26 protein-coding genes are annotated in these 23,543 nt (G+C 64.3%); 16 read left to right on the forward strand and 10 right to left on the reverse strand.

The window, feature by feature from the left end:
- The first annotated feature begins 128 nt into the window (after positions 1 to 128).
- Positions 129 to 3,677, forward strand: a complete 3,549-nt coding sequence (dnaE, locus tag RBB18_RS09220; RefSeq protein ID WP_306110957.1) for a DNA polymerase III subunit alpha — start codon at positions 129 to 131, stop codon at positions 3,675 to 3,677.
- A 116-nt stretch (positions 3,678 to 3,793) separates the two neighbouring features.
- Positions 3,794 to 4,648 carry a hypothetical protein gene (locus RBB18_RS09225; protein WP_306110958.1) on the forward strand — a complete coding sequence of 285 codons (855 nt, stop codon included), beginning with the start codon at positions 3,794 to 3,796 and terminating at the stop codon, positions 4,646 to 4,648.
- Positions 4,649 to 4,661: 13 nt separating this feature from the next.
- Here the strand turns inward: RBB18_RS09225 and RBB18_RS09230 are convergent, their stop codons facing one another.
- Positions 4,662 to 4,856, reverse strand: coding sequence for a SlyX family protein (locus tag RBB18_RS09230; RefSeq protein ID WP_274592234.1), 195 nt, complete (start codon positions 4,854 to 4,856; stop codon positions 4,662 to 4,664).
- A 163-nt stretch (positions 4,857 to 5,019) separates the two neighbouring features.
- Here RBB18_RS09230 and hisS point away from each other — a divergent pair, with 163 nt between their 5' ends.
- From hisS to RBB18_RS09255, 5 genes are all read left to right on the forward strand, one after another.
- The gene (gene hisS / locus RBB18_RS09235) at positions 5,020 to 6,516 is read left to right on the forward strand and encodes a histidine--tRNA ligase (RefSeq protein ID WP_306110959.1); all 1,497 of its coding nucleotides are present in this window, start codon (positions 5,020 to 5,022) and stop codon (positions 6,514 to 6,516) included.
- Positions 6,516 to 7,613: an ATP phosphoribosyltransferase regulatory subunit gene (locus RBB18_RS09240; protein WP_103761777.1), complete on the forward strand. Its 1,098-nt coding sequence runs from the start codon at positions 6,516 to 6,518 to the stop codon at positions 7,611 to 7,613. Before hisS ends, RBB18_RS09240 begins: the two co-directional genes overlap by 1 nt.
- Positions 7,610 to 8,305 carry an ATP phosphoribosyltransferase gene (gene hisG / locus RBB18_RS09245; RefSeq protein WP_103761776.1) on the forward strand — a complete coding sequence of 232 codons (696 nt, stop codon included), beginning with the start codon at positions 7,610 to 7,612 and terminating at the stop codon, positions 8,303 to 8,305. Before RBB18_RS09240 ends, hisG begins: the two co-directional genes overlap by 4 nt.
- 121 nt (positions 8,306 to 8,426) lie before the next feature.
- Positions 8,427 to 8,888, forward strand: a complete 462-nt coding sequence (locus RBB18_RS09250) for a thiol-disulfide oxidoreductase DCC family protein (RefSeq protein ID WP_306110960.1) — start codon at positions 8,427 to 8,429, stop codon at positions 8,886 to 8,888.
- A complete protein-coding gene (locus tag RBB18_RS09255) occupies positions 8,885 to 9,430 on the forward strand; it encodes a DUF4166 domain-containing protein (protein WP_274592230.1) in 546 nt (181 codons plus the stop codon). Before RBB18_RS09250 ends, RBB18_RS09255 begins: the two co-directional genes overlap by 4 nt.
- Here RBB18_RS09255 and phnX read toward each other — a convergent pair.
- Together phnX and RBB18_RS09265 are read right to left on the reverse strand one after the other, a co-directional pair.
- On the reverse strand, positions 9,395 to 10,177 hold the full coding sequence (gene phnX, locus RBB18_RS09260) for a phosphonoacetaldehyde hydrolase (RefSeq protein WP_274592229.1): 783 nt from the start codon (positions 10,175 to 10,177) through the stop codon (positions 9,395 to 9,397). The two genes, RBB18_RS09255 and phnX, sit on opposite strands and share 36 nt — an antisense overlap.
- A gap of 66 nt (positions 10,178 to 10,243) precedes the next feature.
- Positions 10,244 to 11,257, reverse strand: coding sequence for a histone deacetylase family protein (locus RBB18_RS09265; protein WP_306110961.1), 1,014 nt, complete (start codon positions 11,255 to 11,257; stop codon positions 10,244 to 10,246).
- A gap of 364 nt (positions 11,258 to 11,621) precedes the next feature.
- Here RBB18_RS09265 and RBB18_RS09270 point away from each other — a divergent pair, with 364 nt between their 5' ends.
- From RBB18_RS09270 to RBB18_RS09300, 7 genes are all read left to right on the forward strand, one after another.
- Complete coding sequence (locus RBB18_RS09270) at positions 11,622 to 12,167, forward strand: hypothetical protein (protein WP_103761771.1); 546 nt, start codon at positions 11,622 to 11,624, stop codon at positions 12,165 to 12,167.
- A 201-nt stretch (positions 12,168 to 12,368) separates the two neighbouring features.
- A complete protein-coding gene (locus RBB18_RS09275; protein ID WP_103761770.1) occupies positions 12,369 to 12,818 on the forward strand; it encodes a hypothetical protein in 450 nt (149 codons plus the stop codon).
- The gene (locus RBB18_RS09280; RefSeq protein WP_103761769.1) at positions 12,818 to 13,234 is read left to right on the forward strand and encodes a phage holin family protein; all 417 of its coding nucleotides are present in this window, start codon (positions 12,818 to 12,820) and stop codon (positions 13,232 to 13,234) included. Before RBB18_RS09275 ends, RBB18_RS09280 begins: the two co-directional genes overlap by 1 nt.
- Positions 13,206 to 13,973 (forward strand): hypothetical protein, encoded by a 768-nt coding sequence (locus RBB18_RS09285; RefSeq protein ID WP_274592227.1) that lies wholly within the window; start codon positions 13,206 to 13,208, stop codon positions 13,971 to 13,973. The genes RBB18_RS09280 and RBB18_RS09285 overlap by 29 nt, the downstream gene beginning before the upstream one ends.
- Positions 13,974 to 13,988: 15 nt before the next feature.
- The gene (locus tag RBB18_RS09290; protein WP_103761767.1) at positions 13,989 to 14,993 is read left to right on the forward strand and encodes an AI-2E family transporter; all 1,005 of its coding nucleotides are present in this window, start codon (positions 13,989 to 13,991) and stop codon (positions 14,991 to 14,993) included.
- A 14-nt stretch (positions 14,994 to 15,007) separates the two neighbouring features.
- Complete coding sequence (locus tag RBB18_RS09295) at positions 15,008 to 15,982, forward strand: amidoligase family protein (protein WP_306110962.1); 975 nt, start codon at positions 15,008 to 15,010, stop codon at positions 15,980 to 15,982.
- Positions 15,979 to 16,689 (forward strand): gamma-glutamyl-gamma-aminobutyrate hydrolase family protein, encoded by a 711-nt coding sequence (locus RBB18_RS09300; RefSeq protein ID WP_274592225.1) that lies wholly within the window; start codon positions 15,979 to 15,981, stop codon positions 16,687 to 16,689. The genes RBB18_RS09295 and RBB18_RS09300 overlap by 4 nt, the downstream gene beginning before the upstream one ends.
- 45 nt (positions 16,690 to 16,734) lie before the next feature.
- Here the strand turns inward: RBB18_RS09300 and RBB18_RS09305 are convergent, their stop codons facing one another.
- The 5 genes from RBB18_RS09305 to RBB18_RS09325 form a co-directional block, all read right to left on the reverse strand.
- The gene (locus RBB18_RS09305) at positions 16,735 to 16,932 is read right to left on the reverse strand and encodes a CsbD family protein (RefSeq protein WP_103761764.1); all 198 of its coding nucleotides are present in this window, start codon (positions 16,930 to 16,932) and stop codon (positions 16,735 to 16,737) included.
- 118 nt (positions 16,933 to 17,050) lie between these two features.
- Positions 17,051 to 18,544, reverse strand: coding sequence for a phospholipase D family protein (locus tag RBB18_RS09310; protein WP_371931618.1), 1,494 nt, complete (start codon positions 18,542 to 18,544; stop codon positions 17,051 to 17,053).
- Positions 18,544 to 20,283: a sensor histidine kinase gene (locus tag RBB18_RS09315; protein WP_146049959.1), complete on the reverse strand. Its 1,740-nt coding sequence runs from the start codon at positions 20,281 to 20,283 to the stop codon at positions 18,544 to 18,546. The genes RBB18_RS09310 and RBB18_RS09315 overlap by 1 nt, the downstream gene beginning before the upstream one ends.
- Positions 20,276 to 20,824, reverse strand: coding sequence for an RNA polymerase sigma factor (locus RBB18_RS09320; RefSeq protein ID WP_103761762.1), 549 nt, complete (start codon positions 20,822 to 20,824; stop codon positions 20,276 to 20,278). The genes RBB18_RS09315 and RBB18_RS09320 overlap by 8 nt, the downstream gene beginning before the upstream one ends.
- Entirely contained in the window at positions 20,821 to 20,970 is a 150-nt protein-coding gene (locus tag RBB18_RS09325) for a NepR family anti-sigma factor (RefSeq protein WP_245890388.1), read from the reverse strand. The genes RBB18_RS09320 and RBB18_RS09325 overlap by 4 nt, the downstream gene beginning before the upstream one ends.
- Positions 20,971 to 21,096: 126 nt before the next feature.
- On the opposite strand from RBB18_RS09325, the gene RBB18_RS09330 reads away from it, so the two are divergent.
- The gene (locus RBB18_RS09330) at positions 21,097 to 21,906 is read left to right on the forward strand and encodes a response regulator (RefSeq protein WP_306110963.1); all 810 of its coding nucleotides are present in this window, start codon (positions 21,097 to 21,099) and stop codon (positions 21,904 to 21,906) included.
- Positions 21,907 to 22,078: 172 nt separating this feature from the next.
- Here RBB18_RS09330 and RBB18_RS09335 read toward each other — a convergent pair whose 3' ends face one another.
- On the reverse strand, positions 22,079 to 22,249 hold the full coding sequence (locus RBB18_RS09335) for a DUF1328 domain-containing protein (RefSeq protein ID WP_306110964.1): 171 nt from the start codon (positions 22,247 to 22,249) through the stop codon (positions 22,079 to 22,081).
- Positions 22,250 to 22,319: 70 nt separating this feature from the next.
- Positions 22,320 to 22,721: a hypothetical protein gene (locus tag RBB18_RS09340; protein ID WP_103761758.1), complete on the reverse strand. Its 402-nt coding sequence runs from the start codon at positions 22,719 to 22,721 to the stop codon at positions 22,320 to 22,322.
- Between the two features lie 75 nt (positions 22,722 to 22,796).
- On the opposite strand from RBB18_RS09340, the gene RBB18_RS09345 reads away from it, so the two are divergent.
- Positions 22,797 to 23,525: a Crp/Fnr family transcriptional regulator gene (locus tag RBB18_RS09345; RefSeq protein ID WP_274592224.1), complete on the forward strand. Its 729-nt coding sequence runs from the start codon at positions 22,797 to 22,799 to the stop codon at positions 23,523 to 23,525.
- Positions 23,526 to 23,543: the final 18 nt, after the last annotated feature.

The following is a 23,543-nucleotide window of genomic DNA, read 5'->3' on the forward strand; positions in this document are numbered from 1 at the left end:
GTTAGCGCAAGGCGGGCGGGAACGGCAATGGGGGGCGTGGGATACGCGGCGTCGGGCCGGTCCGGGTGATGCGGATTTGGGCAGATGTCGGGCTTGGCGAAGGGAGCGGTGCTGGATAGTGTGGTGGCATGAGCAGTTCCCCCCGATTCATCCATCTTCGCGTCCATACCGAGTATTCCCTGCTGGAAGGGGCCGTGCGGCTGAAAAAGCTGGCCGACCTTTGCACCAGGCACCAGATGCCGGCGGTGGCCGTGACCGACACCAACAACATGTTCGCCGCGCTGGAATTTTCCGTCACGGCGCAGGGGGCGGGGGTGCAGCCGATCATGGGCTGCCAGATGGACCTGCAATACATGACGCCCGAGCCGGGGAAGCGGCCCGTGCCGCCCGCGCCGGTGGTTCTGCTGGCGCAGAACGAGGAAGGCTACGAGAACCTGATGAAGCTCAATTCCGCGCTGTACCTGCGCGGGGACGGGCAGCTGGCGCATCTGACGGTCGAGGACCTCGAGGCGCATGGCGCGTCGGTGATCTGCCTTACCGGGGGGCCGGAGGGGGCCGTGGGCAAACTCTTGCAGCTGGGACAGCGCCCGGCGGCGGAGGCGTTGATGCAGAAGCTGGCGGGGATCTTCGGCGACCGCCTGTATGTCGAGTTGCAGCGGCATCGCGGCGAGGCGGGCGTGCCGGAGGCCGAGGCCAAGACCGAGCGCGGCTTTGTCGAGATGGCCTATGCCATGGATCTGCCGCTGGTGGCGACGAATGACGTCTATTTTCCCGAGGCCAAGATGTACGAGGCGCATGACGCGATGATCTGCGTCGCGGAAGGCGCCTATGTGGACCAGTCCGAGCCGCGGCGGCGGCTGACGGCAGAGCATTATTTCAAGTCGCCGGCGGAGATGGCGACGCTGTTCGCAGACCTGCCCGAGGCGCTGGAGAACACGGTGGAGATCGCGCAGCGCTGTGCCTTTGGTGCGTATCGGCGCGACCCGATCCTGCCGCGCTTTGCCGATGACGAGGTGGACGAGTTGCGGCGGCAGGCCAAGGAAGGCCTTAATGAGCGATTGGCGGTCATTCCCCACGCGGCGTCGGTCGAGGAGTACGAAAAGCGGCTGGAGTTCGAGCTGGGGATCATCGAGGGAATGGGCTTCCCGGGTTACTTCCTGATCGTGGCCGACTTCATCAAGTGGGCCAAGGACCATGACATCCCGGTGGGGCCGGGGCGCGGGTCGGGCGCGGGCAGCCTGGTAGCTTATGCGCTGACGATCACGGACCTTGATCCGCTGCGGTACAGCCTGCTGTTCGAGCGGTTTTTGAACCCGGAACGTGTGTCGATGCCCGACTTCGACATCGACTTTTGCATGGATCGCCGGGAAGAGGTGATCCAGTACGTGCAGGGCAAGTATGGGCGCGACAAGGTGGGGCAGATCATCACCTTCGGTGCGCTTTTATCCAAGGCCGCGGTGCGCGATATCGGGCGGGTGTTGCAGATGCCCTATGGGCAGGTGGACCGCCTGTCGAAGATGATCCCGGTGGAGGGGGTAAAGCCCGTTTCCATCGAAAAGGCATTGGCGCAGGAGGATCGCCTGCGCGAGGAGGCCCGCAACGAGGAGGTCGTGGACCGCCTGCTGAAATACGGGATGCAGGTGGAGGGACTGTTGCGTAACGCCTCGACCCACGCGGCGGGCGTGGTGATCGGGGATCGCTCCTTGGATGAGCTGGTGCCGCTTTACCAAGACCCGCGGTCGGACATGCCGGCGACGCAGTTCAACATGAAATGGGTCGAGCAGGCGGGGCTGGTGAAGTTCGACTTTCTGGGGCTGAAGACTCTGACCGTCATTCAGAACGCGATCGAGCAGATCCATGCCGGGGGGCGGGATTTGCATACGGCGGCGGATGGCAGCCGTATCTACGAGCCGAACGAAGGGGCCGAGAACGATATCGGGCAGATCCCGCTCGATGACGAGAAGACCTATGCGCTTTATGCCAAGGCGAAGACGGTTGCGGTGTTCCAGGTGGAAAGCTCGGGCATGATGGATGCGCTGAAGCGGATGAAGCCCACCTGCATCGAGGATATCGTGGCGCTTGTGGCGCTCTATCGGCCCGGGCCGATGGAGAACATCCCGAAATATTGCGAGGTGAAGAACGGGCTGAGCGAGCGGGATTACCTGCACAAGTCAGTGGATCATATCCTGGACGAGACGCAGGGCATTATTGTTTACCAGGAACAGGTGATGCAGATCGCGCAGGAGATGGCCGGGTATTCGCTTGGCGGTGCGGACCTGTTGCGCCGGGCCATGGGCAAGAAGATCCAGGAGGCGATGGATGCCGAGCGGCCCAAGTTCATCGCGGGCGCCAAGGATAACGGCGTCGATGATGCCAAGGCGCTGGAGGTGTGGAACCTTCTGGACAAGTTCGCCAACTATGGCTTCAACAAGTCGCACGCGGCGGCCTATGCGGTGGTCAGTTACCAGACCGCATGGCTGAAGACCAATCACCCGGTGGAGTTCATGGCCGGCGTCATGAACTGCGATATCCACCTGACGGACAAGCTGGCGATCTATTTCGAGGAAGTGAAGAAGGGGCTGGAATTGCCCTGGGCGCCGCCTTGCGTGAACCGCTCGGACGCGACCTTCCAGGTGAAGGACGGCGTGCTGCATTATGGCTTGGGCGCGTTGAAGAACGTGGGCGTCGAGGCGATGCGGCTGATCGTGGCGGCGCGGCACGAGGGGGGCGAGGAGGCCCCGGATCAGGTCCGGGGCGGGGGCGGCGAAAAGCCGTTCGTGACGCTCTATGATTTCGCGCGGCGGGTGGACCTGAAGGCGGTGGGCAAACGGCCCTTGGAGATGCTGGCGCGGTCGGGGGCGTTCGACGCGTTGGACCGCAACCGGCGGCGCGTGTTCGACAGCCTGGAGTCGCTGATGCGCTATTCGGCGGCGATCCATGAACAGAAGGGCTCGGCCCAGGTGTCTCTGTTTGGCGAGGCGGGCGAGGACCTGCCGGAGCCGCGGCTGAGCCCGGTCGAGGACTGGCTGCCTGCGGAGCGGCTGACCGAGGAATATGCCGCGGTGGGCTTCTACCTGTCGGGGCATCCGCTGGACGACTACATGGCCGCGCTGAAGCGCAAGGACGTCAAGACGCTGGACGAGGTCAACGAGCTGGCGGCACGGTCGGGCGCCGTGGTGGCGAAGATGGCCGGCGTCGTCGCCGGACGGCAGGAGCGGAAATCGGCGCGCGGCAACCGCTTTGCCTTCGTGCAGTTGAGCGATGTCACGGGCGGCTACGAGGTGACGATGTTCTCGGACACGCTGGAGGTGGCGCGCGAGCATCTGGAAACCGGCAACCAGGTGGTGATCGTGGTCGAGGCGACGATGGAGAGCGATCAGCTGAAGCTGCTGGCGCGGTCGGTGCAGCCCGCCGATGCGGTGGTCGCGGATGCGGGCGCCAGCGGGCTGAAAATCTTCGTCGACAGTGAAACCGCCATCGGGTCGGTGGCGCAGGTGTTGACCAATGCGCCGACGACCGCGGCACGGGGCGGGCGCGGCCCGATCCGGTTCTGCCTGATGAACGAGGCATTGCCCGGCGAGGTGGAGATCGACGCGGGCCGCGAGTTTCCGGTGACGCCCCAGATCAAGGGCGCGATCAAGAGTCTTGAGGGCGTGGTCATGGTCGAGGACCTTTGAAACCTCGCGAGTGATTCGGATCGGCAACACTCCACCGGTGCGGCGTCGGGCCAGTGGACCGTATCGCGGTTCTGGGCTAAGTCGTTGACCGGAAGCGATGGGACCCTGGGAGGACCATGCGGAAAATTGTATTGATTTGCGCGCTGGCCCTGGCGGGCTGTGGCGCGCCGGAGGCCGAGATCGGCCGGTTGTCCGAGCAGGATCTGTCGGAGGGGGCCGAAACCATGGGCGCGATGCCCGGGCCAGAGGCGCGGGACGAGGCCGAGAGCGGCGGATTCCTGGCGCGGCTGCTGGGCGGGGGCAAGCCGAAGGGAGACACGTCCGAGCCAGAACAAAGCGCGGAGCCCAGTGCCACCGAGGAGACGGCGCGCCAGACACCGCCCGAAACCTTTGGGGCGTCGCGCGAAGTGGAGCCCAAGCCGCAAAAGCGGGGGCTGTTCGGCCTGTTCGGTGGCGGCGGGAACGCGCCCGCCGATGGCGCCACGAGTGAAGTCGCGCCGGGTACGGTGCTGCCCTATGGCAAGGTCGCCCGGATCTGCGGGCTGAGCAACCGGCAGATGGGGAGCCGGGTTGAGGTATACCCTGAGCGGCGCGGGGCCTACGCGCTTTATGACAGTGCCCCGCAAAGCACCGGCCTGCGGACATTCTACCTTACCGGATTCGACGACGGCTGCGCGCGGCAGTTCTCGGCGGCGGTGGCGGTTCTGGCGGGGGCGGAATCGCACGAGCAATTGCGGTACGGCCTGCCTGCAGAGGTGCATCCTTACAGCACGACCGACAAGGCGTATGAGCAGCTCAAATCGCGGGTCTGCAAAGTGGGTCGCGGCAAGCCCTGCGGCAACCGGATCAACCGGCTGGACCGTGACACGGTGTTCGTCAGCATCTACGAGCGGTTCGGCAGCAACGCGCAGTGGCACACGCTGTTGGTGCATGGCGGCGACGTGCTGGCGCAGGACCGCAAGGGCGGCTGAGTTTCCGTGGTTCCTACCAGTGAGGCGGGCGGCTGTCGCCGACGACCTCCTGGCCGCCCTGCGCCGTCTCGCGCTCTGCCTCGCGCTCCAACAGTAGTTGAACGCGGCGATTGAGGAGGGCGATCACCGTCTCCTGCCGGGCGACGGTGTCGGACAGGTCGTCCACGGCACGGGTCAGGTGGGCGATTTTTTCTTCAAGCTCTTGCATTTCTGGCCTATCGACTGCGTTCCGATACAGGATTGAACCTAATCCCGCCCCGTTCAAGGGGAAAACACGTGATGGCACCTCAGCCTGCGCCTTGCCGTGCTTGCCCCGCACCCCGCCTTCGGCTAGACCGCGCCGCAAAGCCCTTAGCCAAGGAATTAGGGACATGGCGAAGACCAAGAAGGCCCCGCGCCCCAAGGCGGAAACGCCCAAGGGGTTCCGCGATTATTTCGGTGTGGAAGTCACCGAGCGCGCCGACATGTTGCGCAAGATTGCAGGGGTCTATCATCGCTATGGGTTCGACGCGCTGGAGACGAGCGCGGTGGAGACAGTCGAGGCGCTGGGCAAGTTCCTGCCCGACGTCGACCGGCCCAACGAGGGCGTCTTTGCCTGGCAGGAGTTCGACGAGGACGACAAGGGCGACTGGATGGCGCTGCGCTATGACCTGACAGCGCCGCTGGCGCGGGTCTATGCGCAGTATCGCAACGATCTGCCGACGCCCTATCGGCGCTATGCGATGGGGCCGGTGTGGCGGAACGAAAAGCCGGGGCCGGGGCGCTACCGGCAGTTCTATCAGTGCGACGCGGATACGGTGGGCACGGCCAGCATGGCCGCCGATGCCGAGATCTGCGCGATGCTGGCAGACACGCTGGAAGAGGTGGGGATTCCGCGCGGCGACTACCTGATCCGGGTGAACAACCGGAAGGTTCTGAACGGTGTGCTGGAGGTCATGGGCCTTGACGAAGGCGAGCAGCGTGATGCGGTTCTGCGCACCATCGACAAGTTCGACAAGGTGGGCGAGGAAGGCGTGCGCGCACTGCTGACCGAAGGGCGGCTGGATGCGTCGGGCGCTTATATCGACGGTGTGGGGCTGACCCATGCGCAGGCCAAGCCGGTGCTGGCCTTCCTGACCTCGAAAGCCGAGGACGCGGCTGAGACGCTGGCAAACCTGCGTGATGCGGTGGGCGAAAGCGCGATGGGCGCGGAGGGCGTGCAGGAACTTGAGGCGATTGCCAATCTACTGGCGGCGCAGGGCTATGGCCCGGACCGGATCGTGATCGACCCGAGCGTGGTGCGGGGTCTGGGGTATTATACCGGCCCCGTCTACGAGGCGGAACTGACCTTCGAGATCTTTGACGACAAGGGCCGCAAGCGGCAGTTCGGCTCGGTTGCGGGCGGGGGGCGGTATGACGACCTCGTGAAGCGGTTCACCGGGCAGGCGGTGCCGGCGACGGGGGTCTCCATCGGGGTCGATCGCCTGCTGGCGGCGTTGCGTGAGAAGGGGCGGATCGGGGGTGCGGTCGAGGGGCCGGTGGTCGTGACCGTCATGGACCGGGACCGGATGGCGGAGTACCAGGCGATGGTGTCGGAACTGCGGAGCGCGGGCATCCGTGCCGAGGTGTACCTCGGGAATCCCAAGAACTTTGGCAACCAGATGAAATACGCGGACCGGCGGGGCAGTCCCGTCGCGGTCATTGCGGGCAGCGACGAGTTCGACGCGGGCAAGGTGCAGATCAAGGACCTGGTTCTTGGCGCGCAGATTGCCGAGAACGCCACGCTGGAGGAATGGAAGGAACGCCCGAGCCAGTTCGAGGTGCCGCGCGACCAGCTGGTGGCGAAGGTGCGCGAGATGCTGGACGGCCAGGAAAGCGGACAGGGCTGATGGGACCGACCCCGGACAACCGCGCGGCGGTCAAGGCCGAGGCCGCCCGGCTGCGCGACATGTTCGAGGCGGCGGGCGCGGTGCCGGTGGAAACCTCGGTGCTGCAACCGGCGGACACGTTGCTGGATTTGTATGGCGAGGATATCCGGGCGCGGGCCTACGTGACCTCGGACGCCTTGCGGGGAGAGCAGATGCTGCGGCCCGACTTTACCGTGCCAGTGGTGCAGATGCACATGGCGCACGGGGCGGAGCCGGCCTGTTACACCTATGCGGGTGAGGTCTTCAGGCGGCAGGAAGACGACTCGGGTCGGCCCAATGAATACCTGCAAGTGGGGTTCGAGATGTTCGACCGGCGCGCGCCCGCGGAAGCGGATGCGCGGGTCTTCGCGGTGATCCACGAGGCGGTGAAGCACCTGCCGTTGCAGGCCATCATCGGCGATATCGGCATCCTGATGGCTGCCGTCGAAGGGCTGGACACGACCGAACGGCGCAAGGTGGCGCTGCGCCGGCATATCTGGCGGCCGCGGCGGTTTCGCGCGTTGATCGAGCGGTTCTCGGGCCGGGCGCCGGTGCCGGAGAGCCGGGCGGCGCTGTTGGCGGCGACGGACCCTATGGCCTGTGACGCGCCGATGATCGGGCTGCGCGGGCCGGACGAGATTGCGGCGCGGATCAGGGCGCTGCGCGAGGATGCGGACTCTCCGCCGCTTACGGCGCGGGACGTGGAATTGCTGGATGCGGTGCTGGCGGTGCGCGAGACCGCCGACAACGCGCTGGAGCATCTGCGCGACATCGCGGTGGACATGCCGGCGATCTCGGGCGCGGTGGAGTTACTGGCCCGCCGGCTGGAGGCGCTGGAGCGCGCGGGCGTGGCGCCCCAGACGCTTGAGTTCGAGGCCAGCTATGGCCGGACGCAGATGGAATATTACGATGGATTCGTGTTCGGCTTTTCGGTGCCGAAGCGCCCGGACCTGCCCCCTGTTGCCACGGGCGGGCGCTATGACGCGCTGACCCGGCGGCTGGGCGGCGGCCACGAGATCCCGGCAGTGGGCGGCGTGATCCGGCCCGACCAGGTGCTGGCGCTGGAGGGCGGGGCATGAGCGTGAAGATCGGTGTGCCCTCGAAGGGCCGGTTGATGGACAAGACGTTCGGCTGGTTCGCGGACCGGGGCGTGGAGCTGGGCCGGAGCGGCGCGGAACGCGAATACGCGGGCTTCGTGCGCGGCGTCGAGAATGCCGAGCTGGTGTTGCTGTCGGCGGGAGAGATCCCGCGCGAGCTGGCTGCCGGGCGGATCCACCTCGGAGTGACAGGACAGGACCTGATACGCGAGAAGCTTGGCGGCTGGGAGCAGGTGGTCGAAGAGGTCGAGGTGCTGGGCTTTGGGGCCGCGGACCTGGTGCTGGCGGTGCCACAGGTCTGGGTGGACGTGGGCACGCTGGATGATCTGGATGCGGCGGCGGCGGCGTTTCGGGAGCGGCATGGGTTCCGGTTGCGGATCGCCACGAAGTATCACCGGCTGGTGCGCGAGTTCCTGCGCGACAATGGCGTGGCGGACTACCAGCTGGTCGACAGCCAGGGCGCGACCGAGGGCACGGTGAAGAACGAGACGGCGGAGGCGATTGCCGATATCACCTCGTCCGGGGACACGCTGCGGGCCAACCACCTGAAGACGCTGGAGGACGGGATGATCCTGCGCAGCCAGGCGACACTGTTCCGGTCGCGCCGGGTGGCGCATGACCCGGACGATCACGCGGCACTGAAGGCGCTGCTGGATACGCTGGGCGTGGACTGAGGGCGTCTTTGAGTATTTTTGGAACAGTGAAAACCTGCCGGTGCCATGATCCGGCGGCGATGCGGGACGTGGGCGGTTTGGAGTTGAGTATTTCTGGCAAGAAAAAGCCCGGGGTGCGGTGATGCAGCCCGACGCGCGGCGGCCGTATTCGTTTCGGGATGATCCGGCGGTGCCGGCGTTCGATGACGGGCGGATCGTCGTGGTGATGGATGCCGAATGCGCGTTGTGTTCCCGCGCGGCGCGGCGGATCGCAAAGCTGGACAAGCACGACCGGGTACGGATCGCGCCGATGCAGGGCGCGTTGGGGCGGGCGCTGCTCGAGCATTACGGGCTTGATGCGGATGATCCGGCGTCCTGGCTGATGATCGAGGATGGGCGGGCCTGGGGATCGTTGGAGGGGATGGCGATGCTGTTCCCGCGCCTGCATTGGGTCTATGCGCCCGCGCGGCTGGTGTGGGTCTTGCCGGTCGGGCTGCGCGATTGGATCTATGCGCGGATCGCGCAGAACAGGTATGCGGTTTTCGGGCGTGGGGACTTGTGTGCCTTGCCGGACCCGCAGGTGCAACGGCGGCTTTTGCGGTGACGGTCTATGCGCGGCTGCTGGGCGAGGCCGGGATGGCGGCGCTGGCGCCGGAGTGCCGGGCGCTACATGCAGGCGACGGGGTGTTTCACGGGCGGATCACGGTGGAGGTGACGCGCAATCCGGTGCTGCGGGCGGCGCTACGGTGGGCGGGGTTTCCGCCGGCGGTGGAGGACGCCGAATTGAGGTTCGAGAAACGCGGGCGCGGTGCTCGGGATGTCTGGACGCGCAGCATGGCCGGGCAGGTCATGCAGACGGCGCAGTGGGCCACGCCCGATGGCAAGCTGGCCGAGCGGATGGGCGCGATGGTGGCGATGTGCCGGCTGGTGCCGGCGCAAGGCGGCCTGCACCTGGTGGACTGGCGGTTCCGGTGCCTCGGCCTGCCGGTGCCGGGATGGGCGGCGCCGAAGGTCAGCGCCTCGGAGCGGCCCGACGCGGGGCGCTACCGGTTCGAGATTTCCATCGGGCTGCCCTGGGGGAGCGCGCCGGTGCTGCGCTATCACGGGTGGCTAGACGTGGCCCAGGCGGCGGACGAGGGCGGGTAGGTCGGCGACGGTGTCGATGACATGATCGGCGCCGGCGTCTTTCAGGATCGCAGTGGCGTGGGCGCGGAGCGGCTCGATCTGCGCCTCGGTGAGGGCGGCCAGTTCCTCGGGCGTCTTGCCGACTGCGTTGCCGGAAAGCGCGACGCCCACGGTCACGCAGCCCGCCGCGACGCCCTCCTTGATGCCGGGGGCGGTGTCGTCGACCTTGAGGATCGTTTCGGGCGGGTAGGCGACGAGGTCGATCATGCATTGATACATGCCAAGCGGGCCGGGGCGGCCTTCGGGCAGGTCGTCCGAGCATACCAGGGTGTCGGGGGTGTAGCCCTGCGCCGCCGCGACGGGCAGGACGTGGTTCATGATCGAGCGGGTGTAGCCGGTGGTGGAGCCGATCTTGAGGCCCATTTCGCGCAGCTGGGCGATGGCTTCGGCGCAGCCGGGGACGAGGGTGGCGTGATCGGCGGCCACTTTCTCGTTCATGGGAACGAAAACCTTGTAGACCTCATCGACATCCGCGTCGCTTGGCGCCCGGCCATACCTGTCCTGCCATTGCCGGGCGAGGTCGGGCATGTCGAGCATGGTGCGGATGTGGTCCCACTTGGGCGCGCCCATCGGGCCGCGGGCCTGTGCGATCGTGGCGGTGATGCCGAATTGGGCGAAGGCCTCGACGAAGACGCCCATGGGGGCGAAGGAACCGAAATCGACGGTGGTGCCGGCCCAGTCGAACACGGCGGCGGTGAAGCGGGTCATTGGGGTCTTTCCTGCTGGTGGTTCAGCCGTGTCTAGCGGTAGAGCTTGATGGTTTTGTGACAGATCTCAGAGCCCCGAGAGGAAGGCCGAGAGGGCCGTGCCCAGATGGTCGGAGACATAGCCGCCCTCCTGCACCAGAACGAGCGGCAGGCCGGTGGCGGCAAGCGTGCGGGCGATGCGGGTGAAGCCGGGGGTGGTGAGGGCGAGGCCCTTGAAGGGGTCGGCTTGGTGCGCGTCGAGGCCGAGGGCCACGACCAGCGCGGTTGTGCCGAAATCCGTGATGCGCGCGAGGGCGGTGTCGAGCACTGGGGCATAGCCGTCGTCGTCGGTCAGGCGGGGCAGGGGGAGGTTGAGGTTGGCGCCGAGGCCGGGGCCGGCGCCGCGTTCCTGCGCGTGGCCCCAGAAGAACGGGTAGAAATCGGACGGGTCGGCGTGGATCGAGACGGTGAGCACGTCGGCGCGGTCGTAGAAGATGCCCTGGGTGCCGTTGCCGTGATGCACGTCGATGTCGAGGATGGCGGGGCGGTGGCCCGCAGCCAACAGGCGCTGGGCGGCAACGGCGGAGTTGTTGAGGAAACAGAAGCCGCCGGCCTGATCGGCATAGGCGTGGTGCCCGGGCGGGCGGCAGAGCGCGTAGGCGTGGGGTGCGCCGGAAGCCACCGCGTCAGCGGCGGCGATGGCGGATTGGGCCGAGGCATAGGCCGCCTCCCAGGTGCGCGGGCCGATGGGGCAGGCGGTGTCGGCCTGGTGATAGCCCGCCTGACCGACAGGGGAGGTGGGGTAGCTGTCGGCGCGCGTGCGGGGGTGGATATTCGGAATGACCTCGGGCGCGGCGCCGTCGAGGGCGGACCAGCGGGCGTGGATGGTGCGGAGAAAGCCGATGTACTCGGAACTGTGCGCCGCGGCGATGGGGGCGAGCCCTGCATCGGGTGGGGCGGCGAAGGTGCAGCCCGCGGCCTGGGCGGCGTCCTTGAGAATGGCGATGCGTTCCGGTGCTTCCGGCGAAGGTTTCAGGACGCCCTGATGCAAGAAGGTCTGGGGGGCGTGGGCGGACTGGGCCGGGGCGAGAAAGGCGTGCATGATCGGGGCCGCTTTAGCTGTTGTACGCGATGCACGGTAGCGCGGAGCGTCGGGGAATGACACCGGAAGGCTGGGCAAAAAAATGCACAGTTGCGCGTCGTGCGGGCGGCTGCGCAAAGAGCGAAGAGGTTCACGATATTGTTTTCGACTGTGTGAACGGCGCTTGGATCTCTGGATCACTGCGCATGAAATTATGATTTATATCAAGTTTTTACGGTGAATTTGTGTCAAGTCCCCGCGACGTCTCCGCCATGGGCCGCGCGGTAAAAAAAACCGATGCAAGAATTTTTTCGGAACCCGGAAGGGGGCAAGCAGTTCTTATCCCAGATCGCAGCACGGTGCTGCACAAGCGAAGGAGATTACAATGTTTAACCGTACGATTGCACTCGCAGCCGCATTCTCGACCGCAGGCGCCCTTGCCGCCTACGCTGAATCCACCGTCGGCGAAGACGTGACGAACAAGGGTCAGGTCCTGGAAAACGCCGCTGAAGTTGAAGATGGCAACACCGAAGTTGAAGCGAAGACCTATTCCGAAGATGGCGACGACATTGTCGTGATCGGTACGCAGACCTCGGGTTCTGCAGATGAAGGCGTGGACGACGAAGTCGCACAGGACGAAACCGGTTCGGAGAATACCGAGGGCGAGAACATCCTGCTGATCGCGGAGCCGGGCACGATGATCTACACCGTGACGGGCGAGCCTGTCGGGACCGTGTCCTACACCGAGGACCGCGGCGAAATGGGTGGCCTGGTCTTCGTCGACCTTGACGCCGAAGGTGGCTACCAAGTGCCGACTGTTGGCATTCAGGTGAAGTCGCTGCAGACGACCAACGAAGGCAAGGCGCTCGAGTATGCGTTCTCGGTCGACTATCTGCGTGACCGCATCGCCGACGCGATCAACCGCGGCTAACGCCAGTTGTAAAGTGACGAGTATGAACCGGGGTGTTTCGGCGCCCCGGTTTTTCGTGTCCACGGAGTTGTTCGGCGGCGGCTTGGACGCGGGCACCGGGGCGTCAAAGATATTGCAGACGCAGCGGAACCTCCGAAGCCCGCAGACGTTGACAGAGCGATACAGATCGCAACACGTCACAAATGCGTGAGGAGACCGAAAATGAACGCCAAGACGAAAGCCAAGGAAATGGTCGAAGACGGTAAGGAAGCCGTCACGAAAGAGGCCGAGGCCCGCGCGGCAGAGATGCGCGACGACGTGGCCGATCACGGCGATACGATTTCAAGCGCGACCAAGAAAGCTGCTGGTGAGTTCGAGGATTATGATGCCGTGAACTCGTTCCTGACCCAGGCGGGTGAGGCCGTCGAGGACGCGACCAACCGCCTGCGCGAGCGGTCGTTGCCGGACATGGTCGAGGATGTGTCGGCGTTTGCACGGCGCAACCCTCTGTTGTTTTTGGGCGGCGCGGCGCTGGCCGGGTTTGCCGCGGCGCGTTTCCTGAGCGCCAGCGCGCCCTCGGATGCGGATGACGGTCCCGAGTTGATCACGGCGGACGATGACGTCTGGTCGGGTTATCTGCCCGAAAGCCCGCACACGGGGACACACGACTGATGAAGGACGCGCCCAAACCACCATTCGGCGTGGTCGTGGCCCGCATCCTGCGCGAAGCGCGGGGACTGCTGGCCGCCCATGCCGACCTGGCGCGGCGGGAGCTGAGCCAGAACCTGAGGTCGGCCAAGGCCGGACTGATCCTGATTGCCGCCGCTTTACTTTTTGCGCTGGTCAGCGTTCACGCCCTTGCGGTGGTGGCCGTGCTGGCACTGGCGGATATGGGGCTTGGATTTGGCACGTCTGCGGCGATCGTGTTCGGGGTGTTCGTCACGCTGACGGTCATACTGGGCGTGATCGGAATGCGGTGCCTGTCGGCGCGGGCAATGATGCCCCGACGCACGATCGAAAGCCTGAAATCAGATATTGCACTATTCGAGGAGAGTCATGATGACCGCGAAGTCTATGGAAAAGCTTGAGAAAGACGCAGAACAGCATCGTGCCGGACTGGCCGATGCGATCGGGGATTTTGCCGAGAGCGTGAACCCCGGACGCCTTGGACGGCAGGCCATCGACGATGCCGCCGAATTTGGCCGGACCGCCACCCACAGCATCACGCAATCGGCCAAGGACCATCCCGTTGGCCTGGCGCTTGTGGGGATCGGCGTGGCAATGCTCGTGGCCGGTGGTACTGCGCATCAGAAGGGTGCGTTTTCCAACGTCGGGCGGAGCTCGAACGGGTTGAGCCAAGACGAGCGTATTGCCCGTGCAGCCGAACGCAACGCCAAGCGCACGCAGATCGCCGCTGGCCGCGTGTCCGCCTCGGCGTCTCGGATGCGCAGGAAGCTCCATAGCGGCCTGGAGCGGCTTGGGCCGGAAGCGCGGGATCGCGTGATCTCGCTGCGGTTGAAGGCCGTCGATGCTCAGGAAGCTGCGGAGCGGTATGCCCGCGGCGCGGCAAAGTCGGCCGTTGATACGCACAACTCGCAACCCCTGGTGACCGGGCTGGTCGCGGCAGGAATCGGCGGATTGCTGGGCGCATTGCTGCCCAGCACGCGCCGCGAAGCCGAGTTGATGGGGGCCCGCCGGGATGCCTTTCTACGTGCAGCCGAAGAGCGCCTTTCGGCGGAAATCTCGGAACTGGAAACCAAGGGCAAGTCCGCGGTCAACGAAGCGGTCCGCGCCGGCACCGAACAGTTCAATTCCAAAGCTGGCTGAAGGTAAATACGCAAGGTGGTATCGGATCACGCCCCGTCGAAGCTGGTAAGGGCCTGCCTTATCACCCTCACATTCATCGCAGTCGTGGCCGCGGCAAAAGAGGCGCAAAACCTCTTTGCCCCGGCGACGTTCGCGCTTGTTCTGGGCGTGGTGATGTCGCCCGTCGCAAGCCGGTTGGAAAGCCTCGGTGTGCCGCGAACCGTCAGCGCGGCTTCCGCGCTGATAGTCGGTGCTGTCGTCATCTTTCTGCTGATTGTTGCGCTGGGACCGTTGCTGTCGGCGCTGATCGATCAGGTGCCGCGCATCCAGCAGCAGTTTCGCGGCTGGATGAACGAACTGACATTCATGTTGCGCAGTATCGGCGGCATCAATTTCGACGTTGAGCGCACCATTTCAGAGGGTGGCGAGAATGCGGTCGAAGAGGCGATTCCGTCCGTCGCGGAAGCGCTGTGGCTGGCGCCAAACCTGTTCGGGCAATTGCTGATTTTCGCGGGGACATTGTTCTTTTTCCTTATGACCCGCGACGACATCTACAGCGCAATCCCACAGTACCGCGTGGCGCTTAAACAGGCCGATCGCGCGGTGTCGCATTATTTTGTGACCATCACGCTGATCAACCTCGGTCTTGGCGCGTCGCTTTTCGGTGTGCTGATCCTCATCGGCCTGCCGAACCCGATGCTGTGGGGCGCGGCGGCATTTCTGGCCAACTTCGTTCTCTACCTCGGCCCGCTGGCGATCGTGTTCTCGTTGTTGCTGGCAGGGCTTTTGACGTTCAACTCGGCCTATGCGCTGGTCGCGCCGGCATCCTTCCTGATGCTGAACGCGCTCGAGGCGCAGTTCGTGACGCCCGCGCTGGTCGGCAAACAGCTGAAGGTCAATCCGTTGGTCGTTTTTCTCTCCATCGTATTCGGGCTGTGGCTTTGGGGACCACTTGGGGGTATCGTCGCCCTGCCGGTGGTCGTGTGGGTCTATGCCCTTGTCTCGGCTCAATCGAAGCGCGGGACGGCGTCCGAACACTAGATGGAACAGGTTGCATGACATGGCAGGGTGCTGACGCATATCATTTTGCGCCTTTACCGATAGAGACCAATGCGAGAGGCGACAAACGCCGCATTGGCATCGAGGTGGAATTCTCGGGCTTGTGCGAGCGCAGGGTGGCGTCGATCTTGCAGGAGAACCTGGGCGGCGAGATGGACGACGCCGACCCTCACCTTTTGTTCGTGCGGGGCAGTGCGCTTGGCGATCTGGAGATCGAACTGGACACGGCCCTTGGCAAGAAAAAGAGCGACGGGCTGGCCGGGTCGCAGGTCAAGGACCTGCTGCGCGGGCTGGTGCCGGTCGAGATCGTGACGCCACCGCTGACGCCAGACGAGATCGCGCGATTCGATGCGATGATCCCGGTTCTGCGCGAGGCCGGGGCGAGCGGGTCGCGCAACGGGGTGTTCCTGGGGTTCGGCGTGCATCTGAATGTCGAGGTGGTCGCGCCCGCCGATCCGCATACGTTGCGCACGGTGCGGGCCTTTGGCCTGCTGGACCCGGTCCTGCGCGCCGAGAACGGCATCGACGTGACGCGCCGCGTGCTGCCTTTCGTCAATGCCTGGCCGCGGGCGCTGGTCGACGAACTGGCCGAGGAAAAGCCGGATAGCCTGGAGTTGCTGCTTGACCTGATGGACCCGCACGTGCGGACGCGTAATCATGCGCTGGACCTTCTGCCGCTGATGAAGCACGCGTTGCCGCGGCTGTTCGAGGCCAGCTATCCCGACGAACACTCCACCAAGGCGCGGCCCGCGTTTCACTTTCGCCTGCCCGACAGCCGGATCAACGAGGAGGGCTGGTCGTTGCAGGAACCGTGGGAGATGTGGCGGCTGGTCGAAGAGGTGGCCGCGACCGAGCAGCTGGAGGCGCTGGAAGACGCGTGGCAGGACCATGCGCACTCGGGCGGTGTGCTGCGCCGGGAAAGCGCGTGGGTGCGGATCGCAAGCGATATCCTGGGTCGTGACACGAAATGAGCCGGCCGCTGATCGCCGTGACCACCTCGCAGCGGTCGGGGTGGCGGATTTTTCCCCTGGTGTGGTTCAACCTGTGGCTGGCCGGCGCGCGTGCCGTGCGCTGGGGCGTTGGACGACCCGCTGACCTGGGCGCGGTGGACGGGCTGATCATCGGGGGCGGCGATGACGTGGGGCCGGAACTGTATGGTGGCGTGCTGGGCGTGTCGGCCACGCTGGATCGCGCACGGGACGACCTGGAACGGGCATTGGCCACCGAGGCGCTGGAGCTGGGCGTGCCGGTTCTGGGGATCTGCCGGGGGGCGCAGATGATGAACGTGGCCTTTGGCGGGACGCTGGATCAGAACGCGTGGCAGACGTTCGGCAAGGCCGAGAAGATCAAGACCATCCTGCCCAAGCGCGACGTGGAGGTATTGCCGAAAACACATCTTGCGCGGATCTGCGGACCCGAGCTGATGCGGGTGAACGCGCTACACACTCAGGCGGTGAGGGCGGTGGGCGCCGGGCTTCGGGTGGCGGCGCGGGACACGCACGGGATGATCCAAGCCATCGAGCGTCAAGCCGATCCGTTTGCCGTCGGGGTGCAGTGGCATCCCGAGCACCTGTTCTATGTGCGGCGCCAGCGGCTTTTGTTCAGGGCGCTGGTCGCGGCGGCGGGGGCCTATCGCGACGCGCGGGCTCAAGTGGAGGCGGTGCTGGAGAACGCATGAAAAAGGGCGCCTCTGGGGCGCCCTTTCGCGTCGGATCAGACCGGATCAAAAGCCGGCGAGAATATTGTCGACGTCGCGGCGGACTTCGTCCTTGTCCTTGCCGACCTTGGCTTGCAGCTTGCCGATCATCTGTTCGCGCTCGCCGCGCGTTTCCTCGATCTCGTCGTCGCTGAGGTCGCCATAGATCTCGCGCAGCTTGCCTTTGATCTGGGTCCAGTTGCCTTCGATGCGATCTTGGTCCATCTCTCTTTCTCCTATCATATCAGTAGTTTAGGACGTCCCGATAGTGGGGCGACCGGTCGTTTCATCTCTACTGGATAAACGCGGACGGACCGCCGGGAGTTCCGGCGCGCGTGGCGGATCAGACGATGTTTTCCGTCACGCCGGGCAGGTTGAGCCAAGTATCGCGCAACTGGGCGCTGTCATGCTGAACGAGAAAGCCGTGGCGATTCTCGGGGTTCATGACGCTGTTCTCGGCGATCTTCCTGGACCACCAGGGGAACATGGTGTCATGCGCGCGCGCCTCTGCGGGCAAGTCCTCGAACCACCAGTGCGACATCAGCCGGTCGCGCAGGGTCTGGATGCGGCCCGGGTCGGTGATGCGCACGGCGGCCTCGGTATCCCAGTAGAGCGACCGGCCGTTGAGGTTGGCAGATCCGACCATGGCGAAACTGTCGTCCTGCACGAGGATCTTGTTGTGGACGTGAATCAGCGGTGAGCCCGACAGGGTCTGGATCGTGTCGCGGGCTGCAAAGCGGGGCTGGACCGGTGTGGCGACGATGATGCGGTCGCCGAAGCTGTCGCGCACCATCTCGATCGCGTTGTGCTGGAGCGACATGCCATAGCGGGCGTCGATGCCGATTTCGCTGGAATAGGCGACCTCGTCGGGCAGGCCGGGCAGGATGAGAATTGCGTGCAGGTCGGGCCGCCGGCGGCCTTCCTTGGCCAGACGCTTGGCGAGACCGCGGGCACGGAAATATTGCGTCTCGATATAGACCATGTCCTTGGCCCGCTTGAAGGCGCGGATGTGATCCTCTTCGATCTCGTGCAGGAGCGTCTTGGGCGAGACATAGGGCAACTGGGTCGGGCGCTGAGCAGAGAGCGTGCGGCGGATGTATTTCATCGGCGCGGGCTTGCGGCAGGCCTCGATGCTGGTGAGGAAGGTCTTGACGTGATGCGCCGCCTCCTTCGGCTCGGGGCCGCCGCGAATGAGAAGCTGCACGTCGGACCAGGTATGCGCGGCGATGCGGTCATGCTGGGGCGTATCATAGCGCCGCTCGTTGAGGTCGAGCCCTCCCACATAAAGCACCTCGTCGTCGATCACCGCGATCTTCTGGTGGTGCGAGGTGGTGTGCAGCTCTGGCAGAGAGCCGTCGTCGAGGCGCACGGCCTCGCGCAGTTTCTGGTCGTCGTTGAGCGCCATCAGCCGCTTGGAGCGACGCTGAAGCACGGCGGGCAGGAAGGCCAGCCAGGGCAGACGGCCGGCCTTGGCCGGGTGCAGATCGGCGCGGATGCGCAGGTTGTGAATGGGGCAGTCGGAGATTTCCGCCAACGCCGCCGCCTGCCGCACCGTGCGCCATGTCAGGCGGTGCAGTTCGGTGGCGAAGACCGGGTCGAAATCACTGACCGTGAGGTCGATGCGTACGCCGCGGCACAAAAGGTGTTCCAGAAGGTCGAACCACGTTTCTCCGATCTTGCGCGCCTCTTCGCTGCGCAACTGGGTCGACAGGTCGAAAATGCGGAACGAGGCCACGACGTGAGACTTGGCGGCAAGCACGGCCCGTTCGAATACCGGCCATGCTTCCTGCGCGGTTATCATCACCTGGAAGTCTGGATCGTCCTGAGCATGTGTCACTATGGGGCCTCGAAATCCTTTCTTTCGAACACAACGTACAGACCGTAATGCGTGTCGTCCTCGGTCACCTCCTGCTCGCCTTCGAGCTGGCTGACGAAGGCCTGCATGAGCTTGGTGCCCAGACCGCTGACGGTTTCGACATCGGGGATCGGTTGTGGCCTGAGAGGGCCTTTGGTGTTGGTGACGCCAAGCCTGTAACGGCCGTCGTCCTGCTCCTTCAACGTCACCATGACCGACGGGGTTTCATCCTTTTCCGCACCGGCGTATTTCAGTGCGTTTGTCAGTGCCTCGGCCAGAAGCATCGACAGCGGCACGGCCTGGTCGGGGTAAAGCGGCAGGGTATCGATGTCGCGCTCGATCGTGATGCCGGGGACGGTCATCATGGTGGAGATGTCGGTGACCACCGCCTCGAGCAGTTCGTTGGCCTCGATCGTCAGAAGGTCGGGGGTGGTGTAGAGGGTGCGGTGCAGCATCGCGAGGCCGTTCACGCGCCGTTGCAGGCTGGCGAGCATGAACTTGGCCTCGGGTGTCTTGGCGCTGCGCAGCTGCATGTTCATGATCGAGGCGATCATTTGCAGGTTGTTCTTCACGCGGTGGTGCACCTCTTTCAGCAACACCTCCTTGTCCTTGAGATCCTTGTCCTGGCGCGCCTCGGATTCGGCGATGATGATGGCCATGCGGTTGAAGGCGCGTTCGGCCTCGGCAAATTCCTCTGGCGGGTTTTTCAGGCGCAGGGGGAAGCCATCGCGCTGACCGAGAGCGAAGCGGCGCATGGCCGAGCGCAGGTCGCGGACATGGCGGATCACGACGCGGCGCAGTTCGTACCAGGCGAAGGCAAGGCCGGCGGCCCAGATCGCGAAGGGAAAGAGCAGGTTGAGCACGTAGTAGGACAAGGCCCCGCCGCCCCACGCAGAGGCGCGGGCTGGCCAGCTTGCGATGACGCTGACCTGATCCTGAAAGATGCTGGCCACGGCATAGATGCGTTCTTCGCCCGCGCCGCTGACGCCGTTGAACGTGGTGCCGACCTGACGGTTGAGATCTTTGGGTTCGATCAGCCGTGGCAGGATATCCTCGGCGTTTTCGCGTCCACCGCTGGCCGATACCACCTGGCCGTCGCTGGTGAAGGTGACAAAGCGCAGTTCGTGATCGAAGCGGCGGGAGGAGAGCGGCTGGTAGGTCAGGCGCAGCGGCACCGAGAGCGAGACGATGCCGGCAAGGCTGCGGTCGATATAGACCGGGTGATTGACGACCAGCGCGGGTTGCTGCGTGACCGAGCCGGTGGCCGCGACATAGACGCTGGGGCCGTCCGCGTTGAGCGCGCGCTGAAGGCGCTCGAGCGTGCGGAAATCCCGCACCTCGTCGCCCTCGGAACTGCACTCCATGATGCCCGACATCTTGGTGTACCCGGCAAAGGCGATGTGCGTGTTGCTTTCCGCGAATTCGCGCATGACCTCGCGGCAGGCGGGGGCGTCGTCGAGAATGGACAGTGCGGCAAGCCCTTCGGCGGAACCCAGCGTCTGCTGGATCAGCTCGCGTTCGTCCCGAGCGGCGGAGGTTGTCTCGAAGAAGAGCGCGTTCCGGCGCAGGTTCTCGGTTTCGTCCAGCACCTGGTCGGTTTGGTAGACCGCTATGATTCCCAAGGGGAAAAGCGCAAGCGCCAACAACGCAAAAAGACGGAACGACAGCCTGTTGACCATCGTTCCGTATGCGTCGAGCAGGGCTTTGGACTTCTTAGGCAACGCTTTTGTTCGCCGATACGATACCTGCGGTGACCGCGTCCGTCGTTTCCAGGACCTGATCCTCGTCCAGATGCATCAACTCGACCAGTCGCGCCCGGGCACGATTGACGCGGCTTTTGATCGTACCGACAGCGACGCCGCAGGTTTCGGCCGCTTCCTCGTAGGAAAAGCCGCCCGCACCGACCAATACAAGTGCCTCGCGCTGTTCGTCGGGCAGCTTTTCAAAGGCGGTATGGAAGTCGCGCATTTGCAGGCGTCCATCATGATCGGGCTTTTTGGCCAGGGACGCGGCAAGTTCGCCGTCCGTGTCCGAGACCTCGCGCCGCGCCTTGCGGTGGTGCGAATAATAGGTGTTGCGAAGGATGGTGAACAACCAGGCGCGCATGTTGGTGCCCGGCTCGAATTTGTCGATGTTCGTCCACGCCTTGACGAGCGCATCCTGCACCATGTCGTCTGCAAGCGCAGAGTTGCGCGTAAGACTCATGGCGAAAGCCCGCATCGGGCCAAGGTGTTCCACCAGTTCGTCACGGGGGTCGCTCATGAATTGTTATCCGATTCCTGATCAGAGCCCTTGGGCGCGCCCTCGGTCTTGAGTTGCTCCAACAGATCGGTAAAACGTGACGGCAGAGGCTCACTGGCCACATCGTCGAACGCACGTTTCAGATTCTCGTCAATGGTCGTATCCACACTTGAAGTCCGTTTTGCTCGGGTCATTATTGTCTCTAAGTTTGACATCTGTGCACTGTGTCTGGAACCTAACGCCATCAAACACGTTAGGTTCCAAGATAGTAGAAAAAAACTGGAAGCAATCAAATGACTGAAAAGACTGCCGAGGATCTCAGCGAGAAGATCGGTGCAAATTTGCCTTACCTTCGTCGGTATGCGCGCGCGCTAACAGGGTCGCAGGAGCGGGGCGATCAATATGCGATGGCGACACTTGAGGCGGTGCTGAGCGACCGTGGTGTTTTCGACGCGTCTATTTCCCCGAAATTGGCGCTGTTCAAGGTGTTTCAGCCGATCTGGGCAACGTCGGGCGCCGTGTTTTCAGACGACGATACAGGATTGCAGGCCAAGGCGCAGGCGCATTTGTCGAAGTTGACCACGAACACGCGCGAGGCGCTGTTGCTGCATACGATCGAGGAATTCACTTTCTCCGAAGTCGCTATCATCATGGACGTGTCCGAGGACGAAGCGCGGTCGCTGGTCGAAATTGCCTATGAGGAAATGTCGAGCGTGCTGTCGGGCCGGGTGATGATCATCGAGGACGAAGCGATCATCGCGATGGACCTGGAAGGCATCGTGGGCGACATGGGTCACCGTATCACCGGCATCGCGCGGACGGAAACAGATGCGCTGAAGCTTTTCAGTGAAGAGACCCCAAGCCTGATCCTGTCGGATATCCAGTTGGCCGACGGATCGAGCGGGATCGATGCCGTGAACCGCATCATGGAAAATGCGCCGGACATCCCGGTGATTTTCATCACCGCCTTCCCCGAGCGCCTGCTGACGGGCGAGGGACCGGAGCCTGCGTTCCTGATCCCGAAACCGTACCAATCCGACCAGGTCCGTTCGGCAGTGAGCCAGGCGATGTTCTTTTCGTCGACGGAGACACTGAAGGCCTGAGCCGTCGCGCAGTTTTCCAAGCTCACAAGCCCCTCGTTCATTTGTGCGGGGGGCTTTTTCGTGCGTTTGGAGGACTTGGCACGGGGCACTGCAAAGCGATCGAATGAAAATGGGGGCTGCCGGTTTCGGTCAGCCCCCTTAAGGATGTTGTCAGTCGGTTGTGGTCGTCGGGTCACGGTGTGCGGCCGCCGAGCGCACGGGCCACCATGGCCACGACGAATAGCACCAGGAAGATGACAAACAGCACTTGCGCAATTCCGGCGGAGGCCGATGCGATGCCGCCAAATCCGAAGATGCCGGCGATCAATGCAACACCCAGGAATATAAGGGCCCAATTAAGCATCTGCTTGATCCTTTGTTGATCTCGTTACGCGACACAAACGATCAGGCGGCGGGCTGGTTCCAGATATTCTTCAGGCGGCAGGCGGCGTTTGGTCTGTGGTGCAAATATGTTCCACGGGCGCCACTTCGTGCCGGATCGCACCTTCGAGGTCGGCGTCAGTGAAGGGGCGGGAGAGCACGCGCATGCCACCTGATGACCCCGGCGCGGATCCGTCGTCGTCGAGCAGCACGATATGAGTATGGCCGGCGGCAAGCGCCGACAGTAGCGTGTCGCGCCGTTCGGTCTCGGGCAAGCCGATGAACGCGAAGGAAAAGTGGTTTTCCGACAGAAGGACATGCGCGCGCTCGGTATCGCTTTCGACGATCACCTCTCCGAGCGAACGCGATTTCGCGAAATCCGCAAGGTCTGCGGCTTCCAGAATTTTGCGCGAAGAAACCAGAACAAGGTCTTCGCGCGGCGCAATCTTTTGCATTTACTACCCCCTCGGTATGAGGCAATCATGGCATAGAATCGTGACGCTCACATTAAACTGCGACATATACCAAGAATGGCGATCGATTGCGGGACCTGCCCGTTGAGGGAACTGGAACTATTCGGCGCGATGACGGCCGAAGAACTTGAGTTCATGACGAGCTTCAAGACCGGGGAACTGCGCGCCGAACAGGGGACCGAGATCCTCGCTGAAGGTGCGTCTTCGACCCAGCTTTACACCGCGTTGAGCGGCATGGGCATCCGATACAAGACAATGGCGGAGGGGCGGCGGCAGGTGGTCGGTTTCGTGCTGCCGGGCGATTTCGTCGGATTGCAAAGCGGCGTGATGGGCGAGATGCAGCATTCGGTCGAGGCGACCACGACGATGAAACTGTGCGTCTTCAACAGATCGGATTTCTGGCGGCTGTTCCAGGCGCAGCCGAAGCGGGCGTTTGACCTGACACACCTGGCCGCGCGAGAAGAGCAGCTGCTGGGCGAAGCGCTGGTCACGGTCGGGCAGATGAACGGTGTCGCCCGCGTGGCCTGGGCGCTTTATCGTTTTTTCCAGCGGCTTCGGGCGCTGGAAATGATCGAGAATGGCCGTGTGCCGTTGCCCTATCGCCAGCAGGACCTGGCAGATGCGGTGGGCCTGTCGCTGGTGCATACCAACAAGACGCTGACGCGCCTGCGCGAGGCCGGGGTGGCCACCTGGCAGGACGATGCGCTGGTCGTTCACAAAGAAGTTGAGCTTGCCCGGCTGGGCAACGTGGAACCGGGAGCCCTCGCAACGCGTCCTCTAATCTGAACGATGGAGGATAACGCC

The sequence above is a fragment of the Roseovarius sp. MMSF_3298 genome (assembly GCF_030733705.1).
Lineage (GTDB): Bacteria > Pseudomonadota > Alphaproteobacteria > Rhodobacterales > Rhodobacteraceae > Roseovarius > Roseovarius confluentis.